Origin of the sequence: Clostridium thailandense, from assembly GCF_019207025.1 — a bacterium.
In the GTDB taxonomy this organism is placed as follows: Bacteria; Bacillota; Clostridia; order Clostridiales; family Clostridiaceae; genus Clostridium_AM; species Clostridium_AM thailandense.
The window spans coordinates 47568-54805 of sequence record NZ_JAEEGC010000022.1 but is presented as its reverse complement, the minus strand read 5'-3'; the positions used below and the strand labels follow the sequence as shown (position 1 = coordinate 54805).

General features: G+C 29.7%; 8 protein-coding genes. 3 read left to right on the top strand and 5 right to left on the bottom strand.

All coding sequences use genetic code 11. The annotated features are described in order from the left end of the window. Positions 1–290: 290 nt before the first annotated feature. Positions 291–503, bottom strand: coding sequence for a DUF1858 domain-containing protein (locus I6U48_RS05285; RefSeq protein ID WP_218319364.1), 213 nt, complete (start codon positions 501–503; stop codon positions 291–293). 250 nt (positions 504–753) lie between these two features. Here I6U48_RS05285 and I6U48_RS05280 point away from each other — a divergent pair, with 250 nt between their 5' ends. Both I6U48_RS05280 and I6U48_RS05275 read left to right on the top strand, forming a co-directional pair. Beyond that, positions 754–1416: a hypothetical protein gene (locus tag I6U48_RS05280; RefSeq protein WP_218319363.1), complete on the top strand. Its 663-nt coding sequence runs from the start codon at positions 754–756 to the stop codon at positions 1414–1416. Positions 1417–1592: 176 nt separating this feature from the next. Continuing rightward, positions 1593–2237 (top strand): undecaprenyl diphosphate synthase family protein, encoded by a 645-nt coding sequence (locus I6U48_RS05275; RefSeq protein ID WP_218319362.1) that lies wholly within the window; start codon positions 1593–1595, stop codon positions 2235–2237. Positions 2238–2548: 311 nt separating this feature from the next. On the opposite strand, the gene I6U48_RS05270 is transcribed toward I6U48_RS05275, so the two are convergent. The 4 genes from I6U48_RS05270 to I6U48_RS05255 form a co-directional block, all read right to left on the bottom strand. Then, on the bottom strand, positions 2549–3700 hold the full coding sequence (locus tag I6U48_RS05270; RefSeq protein ID WP_218319361.1) for a Ger(x)C family spore germination protein: 1152 nt from the start codon (positions 3698–3700) through the stop codon (positions 2549–2551). Further along, complete coding sequence (locus I6U48_RS05265; RefSeq protein ID WP_218319360.1) at positions 3684–4781, bottom strand: GerAB/ArcD/ProY family transporter; 1098 nt, start codon at positions 4779–4781, stop codon at positions 3684–3686. Before I6U48_RS05265 ends, I6U48_RS05270 begins: the two co-directional genes overlap by 17 nt. Further along, positions 4771–6249: a spore germination protein gene (locus I6U48_RS05260; protein ID WP_246615211.1), complete on the bottom strand. Its 1479-nt coding sequence runs from the start codon at positions 6247–6249 to the stop codon at positions 4771–4773. The genes I6U48_RS05265 and I6U48_RS05260 overlap by 11 nt, the downstream gene beginning before the upstream one ends. 63 nt (positions 6250–6312) lie before the next feature. Further along, positions 6313–6786 (bottom strand): DUF3189 family protein, encoded by a 474-nt coding sequence (locus I6U48_RS05255; protein ID WP_218319359.1) that lies wholly within the window; start codon positions 6784–6786, stop codon positions 6313–6315. Positions 6787–7033: 247 nt separating this feature from the next. On the opposite strand from I6U48_RS05255, the gene I6U48_RS05250 reads away from it, so the two are divergent. Beyond that, entirely contained in the window at positions 7034–7201 is a 168-nt protein-coding gene (locus tag I6U48_RS05250; protein WP_218319358.1) for a CDIF630_02480 family spore surface protein, read from the top strand. Positions 7202–7238 lie beyond the last annotated feature (37 nt).

Here is a 7238-nt window from a genome sequence, read left to right as displayed (position 1 = left end):
CTACAAGTCTTAGCTCATATTTTTGAAAAAGCTTAGAAGATTTGATTGTTTGAGCACAGCGAGTTATCAAAGATTCTTAGCTTTTTTAAAAATATGGGCTTTAGACTTGTCAAAAGTATTTATCGTGCTGGAAGAATGTAAATATATCCCGTAGCATAAGTTAAGTGTCGGCCGTGGATATCTATAAGTGCAACAGCCTTCTTTATATCTCTTATACTAATATTTCTTTTAAATCTCGTTTTCAAGTACTTATTGGTGCCAATTTAAATTGTTCAACCAATACATTCTACTTAATTTGTACTTGAGTCATCTCCAAGTTCCTTGTTTAAATCTTGTAATAATTTATCTAAACTTATTCCATGAACAGCTGCTGCTTGTTCTAATGATTCAGCTTGTGAAGATGGACATCCTACACATCCCATACCATTCTTCATTAATACCTCTGCAGCCTTGCTATTTAATCTTAAAAGTTCTCCAATTAACATATCGCTATTTATCTTCATTTTTTACTCCTCCTCATTAATACACAATTTCTTTGCAATTTAAATTCTGTTGTTTTCCCGTTAATGACTACATTTTATCAACAATATTCTAATAAATCGGTAACCAGCGTTACAGAAAAAAAGTTTGTTTAATAATATAATAAGTGCATAGAATAACGCTTATAGAAATCAAATTTTAATGTCATGTTTCTATCCTTATTACTTAGGATAGAATGTAAATATTTTTGTTATCTTGAAAGGAGATATAAGAATGAGTAAATTTTTAGCGCCTATTCATACATGGTTATTTAATAAAATAAAATTATATGAAAATTTAGAGGCAAACTTAGTTAAAGCATATCAAGACAAATATGGTGATGAAGTAACAAATTTATATAACAGCATAGCAGAAAAGTATGGTTATCCATTGCCTAACAAACCTCTTGAAGAGTTAATAGATGTATCCAATATTCATGGATGGCTTCAGAATAAAATATCAATTGCTGAAACAAGACATGCAGCTTTCATAACAGAAATATCGAATAAGTATAATAGCGATGATGTCTTAGATATAGCTTTAACTTCATATTCAGAACAAGGGGCAGAATGTGGAGAATTTGAAAAAGAAAACTCTTCATTTTCAAGTGCAGAAGAATTTTATAACACTATAAATAATTACATTATGGAAGGAATGCCATGTGATAGAGTAAACTCTATCACCCTAAGTACTGAAAATAAAGTTCAATGGGAAACCGAAAGATGTCTCCATAAAAGCCATTGGGAAGAAGTTGGTGGCAATATAAATATTTTTTATAAGCTTAGAGAAGTATGGATTAGATCTTTTATTGAAAGCATAAACAGTAATTTTACTTATAATGTAACCTATAATAATGAAACTACCCCAATACTTATTCATGAAATTACAAAAAAGTGATTTACATGAAATCCACCAAAAATTAAAGTGCACGTAGAAGTTTATATTTTAAAACCTCTACGTGCACTTTATCTTTGTCAAAGAATATGTAATCTTTAGTTTGGTTTATTATGGAATAAAAGCCTTATAATATGGTAATACTGTGATTAATAGTTGATATAATAGGAGGCTACAAAATGAGAATTCCAAATCATATTGGTATTATACCAGATGGAAACAGACGTTGGGCCGTTAGAGAAGGGTTAGGTAAAGAGCAAGGTTATGGTCCTGGACTTAATCCCGGATTGCAATTATTTAAAATATGCAAAGAACTTGGAGTAAAAGAATTAACTTACTATGGTTTTACTACTGACAATACTAAAAGACCAGCACTACAAACGAAAGCCTTTACTGCAGCATGTATAGAGGCAGTAAAAATGTTATCTAAAGAAGATGCTTCCCTTTTAGTTGTCGGCAATAGCTCATCACCCATGTTTCCAAAAGAACTTCTTCCCTTTACTAAAAGAAAACAATTTGGAAAGGGAGGAATGAAGGTTAATTTCTTAGTTAACTATGGCTGGGAATGGGATTTAGGAAATGCAAATGATTTATCTACAAATAATAGAAATACTATACTAAATTACTTAAAGTCTTCTGATATTACTAGAGTAGATTTAATTATAAGGTGGGGTGGAAGAAGACGACTTAGCGGCTTTTTGCCAGTTCAATCAGTATACTCAGACTTTTACATAATAGATGATTACTGGCCTGATTTCAAACCTTCACATTTCTATGAAGCCATTGATTGGTATGATAAGCAAGATATTACTCTTGGAGGTTAAAATATATTTTATTCGTCTATATTCATATGCTTTATGCTAAATCTTTACGATGACCAGTAAAAAGTTGAAGGATAAATTTTTAGCCTTCAACTTTTTTTATTTAACCTTATTATGTAGTATCTAGCTCTTCTGATGCCTTTTCTAATTTTATAAGCTTTTATCTCTCTGAAATTTATTATAATTTAAAATATAGAAAGGTCTTTACAGCTTTGGAATCAATTCAAATTTAAATTTCTACTTATAATTATGAATTTCTCATCATATAGTTTTTTCATGAAAAATTATTCATATACCTATATTGCTGATTAAAACTAATATATTAATCCATGATTTAATATTTCAAGTTTAACATCTACATTTACTTGAGCAGTTTTATAAACTTCTTTCCAGTTAACCTTTTTCCAATAATCATTATGTTTAGCTCTTACTATATCTCCAATTCCCAAGGGGTCACTCCCCACTTCTTGAGTATACTTAATTATATTGATACATTCATTTTTAAGCTCATCAGTTATATTGCTTTGTACTTCTCTATACTTCTCTTCTTTGTCCATGCTATCCCATATATATTCATCAATCATTCCTCTAAATTTTAGTTTTATATTTATATTCGGTTTTCCATTGTCTATGCTTACATTTATTTTTTTTTTCGAATCCTTAATAGTAAATGCTATACCACTTTTAGTATTGCTATGAGCATCTTCTATATTAGGAACTTTGCATATATATTCTGCTGCTCGGTTTATTTTTTCTCTCATTGCTACCATTAAAGTTGTTTGTTTGACATCAATATTTCCTACCATTTTATCTCTTGAAAATAATGCTGATCCTACAATTTTAACTGAATTTGTTTCTAATTTTACAATAGGCATTATGGTGTCTAATCCCTCTGCATAATATTGGGTATCAAAATTATAAATTCTGGATTCTACTATTTTTGAATCTTTTGAAGCAGCTTCAAGGAGTTGATGTATGTATATTCCAACTCTTGGCTTGTCTGGAAAAAGAATTGATTTTTTACATAACTCATTAGGACTTCCATCTACCACAACTAAATCTGCTAATGCAGGATTTAAAGGATCCCGAGAGAATATTGATAATAGGTCATGAATTCCTCCTTTTTCCGCCAATTCTTTTGAAATAAGAATCTCTTGAATTTTTCCTGCCTCTAATGGCCTGGAAGCTTTTGTCCTCGCTATTTCCCTTGCTTGCCTCAGCAAATCTGCTTCTTGGACATTTAATTCTACTTGATTTTTTCTACCTAGTCCTATAGCAGGATTTGCATAAGTAACTAATAATTTTTTATGCTTTTCCTTTGAAGACTCTAATCCTAATAACAATATAAAACCAACTCTTTCATAAATTTTTTGATCCCAGCATCCTGTAAAAATTGTACTTGAAAGAGTAGTTATTATAAAAACTATAATAATTCTTTCTATTTTTTTTTTAATTACTCCCTTCATTATCAACTACACCTCTTTTGTTAGCAAAGGATAATGCATAACTTATCAAAAGAAATCCTATAACTGAAATACCATATATATTAACCAGCTTTCCAAGCTTTTCAACTTGTATTACATTTTTAGGTATTCTACTCACAACCACAGTTGTAATTAGTACTAAAGTATGAAGAACTTTAGGTTTTTTTATGTTTAAAAGCCTGTAACAGCTATCATATGTACAAAAATAATAATTGCGCATTGCTCCAGTGGTAATAGGCATCCAAAACGATATAAAGAATAAGTCTACTCTCTCAATTACTTCAGATTTGTATATTCTAGATAAACTAAAGGTTGGGAATGTCATGAATTTCATTCTATTTTCTCCAAATACACCTGTACATACTATAACTATTAATACATAAAAAATTCCTGATAAAAAAGTTGCAATTATTGTAGATTTAACAACTTTATTCTTATCCTCAATATTAGGATAAATAAAGGATAAGAGTTCATAACCCAAAAATGAAAAGGATACGGTACCAACACCTTTTATAATAGTCATAAGGCCAGCTTCTCCTACCGGCTGAAGAAATGTTATTCTTATATTTTTGCTAACTAGTACTAGTAAAAGCAGCATAGTTGCCATAGATGCATAAAACAATTTACAATACCTGCATATAGCTTTTAATCCATACCAAGTTAAATAAATAGTAGGTATTGTAACAAAAAAACTTAAAATAACAGACGGCGTATTTCTTAAGATAGAAATTTTTATAAGTTCACTAAATCTCCTTAATATATATGAAGATATTAAAAATGTATATACTACTAGTACATAATTAATAAATGTACCTATATATTTGCCATATAGAAGTTTGTTAATTTCTAAAATTGATCTGTCGGAATATCTTTTAAGAAAAAATGCAATTAGTATACCTGCAACTATTGATATAAAGCATGCGGCTATTACACAAATCCATCCATCGTGTCCGACACTTTTAGCAAGGTCTGCTGGAAGTGAAAGTATTCCTACTCCTATTTCAGCAGTTAACATAAATAGTCTTGCTTGTGTAGAGTTTATACTATTCCTATTATTCTCCATTATTTTTTCCTCTTCTTTTATCTAAAGGCTTTGCTATCTCTGGTCTCTTTTTTAATAAATTAAGTGGTGCTCTTATAATAGTATCTTTCAAATCCTTCATCTTTAAAGGAATAATTGGCTGAAAATATGGTTGACCTAAAGATTCCAATACAACTAAATGAGCAATTATCATTGCCCCACATATAACGATTCCTACTATTCCAAATATAGAAGAAAAAATCATTATAATAAATCTTATAAATCTTATAGCTAAACTCATATCATAGGTAGGTTGCACAAAAGATGCAATTGCAGTTACTGATACTATAATTATAAGCAAATCACTTACAATTCCAGCTTGAACTGCAGCCTGACCTATAACAATACCTCCTACTATGCCTATTGATGATCCTACATATGTTGGAAGTCTAATAGCAGCCTCACGTAAAAATTCTATAGTTATCTCCATAACCAATGCTTCAAGAATAGGCGGTAGAAACACTCTTGATCTGGACTCAGCTAATGGTACTAGTAGATTTAAAGGAATCATATAATAATGAAAAGTTGTGATTGCTATATATAGACCTGGAAGAAAAATCGCAATAATTAAAGCAAAAAACCTCAATAGTCTCAAGAAGCTTCCAAACAACCAATTAATACTATAATCATCAAATGCCGTAAAAAATGCAAAAAAATTTACTGGAACAATAAGTGCAACAGGTGTTATATCTAATAAAATTACTAATCTTCCTTCCATAAGTGCTGCAATGGCTCTATCCGGCCTCTCTGTGGCTTGATATTGAGGAAATGGTGACTTTTTAAAATCTGTTATAAGCTGCTGTATATATCCTGTAGCAAGAAGCCCATCATAATCTATGGCATTCATTTTATTATATAAATTATCTATAAGCTTGGGATTTGCTATATCTTCAATATATGCTATCACGGCATTTTGATGGGTAGTAGTACCTAACTTTAATGTCTTGAATTTGAGATTATTGTTTCGTATTCTTTTTCTTAGTATGGACATGTTCACCTTTAAATCTTCTATAAAACCTTCATGTGGCCCTTTAACATTTTTTTCTGTTTCTGGCTCATCTACACTTCTTTTTTCAAATTTTCTACTTTCACAACACACTGCATAATCCATACCATCTAAAATAAAGACTGTTATACCTGAGACTATGTTTTGTAAAATCTCATTTAAGTCATAAACAAAATAAATATTGCTAGCTGGTATGTTCTCTATATTTTTTTGATTAAGTATTTCCTCATATTTCATCAAAATTATAGGATTTATAAAATCTCTTTGTGTTAAATTCACATCAACAAGTCCCTCTATATATATAAAATATCCCTCTTTATTATTGTTTAAATATATCCTTTTCCATATAACGTCCGGACAATCGTTAAGCTTTGTTTTTAATTTATTTATGTTATCTGTAAGAACCTTACTTAATTTCATATTCTTTAAATTATTATTCATCATATTAAAAAACACCACCATTTATGATGTTTGATTTATCATTACAGTAAATTAAAGTTATATAAATCACTTTCCAACAGTTTTATTACTTACTTGCTGCTTAACTTTTCTTACAATATTAGAAATATCTTCATAAGCTTTAAGGGTTCCATAAGTTACTATTGGCCTACCAAAAGATACAAGATTTAGCGCTCTTGAACTGAAACCTCCAATTTTCATCCATATATTAACAGTAGGATGTGTATCTATAACTAGTAAATCATTTGTATTTCCATGAGCAATAGCATACATACTTTCTATTGCCGGTATAACCAATTTAGGCTTATATTTCCGTCCAATAGTATAAACCTTTGTTCCAAATTCATCTTCTCCAATATACAATAAGGTACCTATTTGACTTTTAGTTAACTTGTCAAATGTAGGTAAATTAACTAATTGTTCTTTCGTGGGTATTGAATCTATAGGTAACTTTCCTATATGAATATTTGCTGCTGTAGCTGTAGAATGTGTACCTCCAACATCATGATAAACAACTATCATAGCTTTTCCTCCTAAATATATACATAAGTCCAACTCAATATGTCTGTAATATTGACTTATTGTTTTTATAACAACATAAATTGTCCTTTATTATATTAAAATACCTTAAATCTCACATTTCTATTCAAACCTTAATTTGGAACTAATTTACCTACACTACTTATTTAACCTATATTGTAATACATGGTATAAATTTCATTAATAGCTTTTACTTCTTTGAAGATAATAATATTGAGGAGGGGATATAATGGAAAAAAATAGATTTAAAGAACGTTTTATGGGAGTTCCTATAGAAAATCATACTACTGCTGCATGGGCTAATATGGAAAATACAAAACCAGTTTCTAATGTCAATCTGCCTAGCGAAACAGAAGTTATGAATGCAAAGGAATGGGTTGACACAAACGAAAAATAGTACTTATAAGAAAAGGGTTACTGGCTATATCAGTGAC

Excerpts from the sequence above, each read along its gene's own strand:
- I6U48_RS05250 (WP_218319358.1), top strand. The coding sequence starts at position 7,034 with ATGGAAAAAAATAGATTTAAAGAACGTTTTATGGGAGTTCCTATAGAA.
- I6U48_RS05280 (WP_218319363.1), top strand. The coding sequence starts at position 754 with ATGAGTAAATTTTTAGCGCCTATTCATACATGGTTATTTAATAAAATA.
- I6U48_RS05265 (WP_218319360.1), bottom strand. The coding sequence starts at position 4,781 with ATGGAGAATAATAGGAATAGTATAAACTCTACACAAGCAAGACTATTT.
- I6U48_RS05270 (WP_218319361.1), bottom strand. The coding sequence starts at position 3,700 with ATGAAGGGAGTAATTAAAAAAAAAATAGAAAGAATTATTATAGTTTTT.
- I6U48_RS05255 (WP_218319359.1), bottom strand. The coding sequence starts at position 6,786 with ATGATAGTTGTTTATCATGATGTTGGAGGTACACATTCTACAGCTACA.
- I6U48_RS05275 (WP_218319362.1), top strand. The coding sequence starts at position 1,593 with ATGAGAATTCCAAATCATATTGGTATTATACCAGATGGAAACAGACGT.
- I6U48_RS05260 (WP_246615211.1), bottom strand. The coding sequence starts at position 6,249 with ATGATGAATAATAATTTAAAGAATATGAAATTAAGTAAGGTTCTTACA.
- I6U48_RS05285 (WP_218319364.1), bottom strand. The coding sequence starts at position 503 with ATGAAGATAAATAGCGATATGTTAATTGGAGAACTTTTAAGATTAAAT.